This is a genomic window from Phormidium sp. CCY1219 (assembly GCF_035615515.1).
Lineage (GTDB): Bacteria > Cyanobacteriota > Cyanobacteriia > Cyanobacteriales > Laspinemataceae > CCY1219.
Window position 1 is genome coordinate 1 of the sequence record NZ_JAJENT010000302.1, and the last position, 392, is coordinate 392.

1 pseudogene is annotated in these 392 nt (G+C 53.1%); it reads right to left on the reverse strand.

Features of this window, described 5'->3' with window-relative positions:
- A pseudogene (locus LKK83_RS04990) lies at nucleotides 1-392 on the reverse strand (hypothetical protein); the annotation flags it as partial.

A 392-nucleotide genomic window follows, 5' to 3' on the forward strand; every position in this document is an offset into this window, starting at 1 on the left:
AAGAGATTGGCTGGGGGGAGTCGATCGAGTTCGGCGATCGCTTCGGCTTGTACCCGCCCGCGTCCTAACACCCTCAACCACAGGGTATCTATGGTGCGGGGTAACTGATGAACCACCACCACAAACGTTCTCAATTGCGGCGAGAGGACGTAAATTCCCATTGGCCAAGCGTCTAAATCTAGGGTAGCACCAAATCCAGCTAATCGGTCTTCGGAAGCGGTGGGCGTAATAATCCACAATTTTGGAAGACTTGCGTCTGAGATGCGAGTGCGGTTGCGATTGGCTTCCCGTTGCAATTCTGCACGAATCAGCAGCAATTTTAACAAACAATCGCGGATTTCATCGGCGGTGGCGGGGTTGCGGAAAGGTTCAAAGATGGCGGGGGTTTGGAT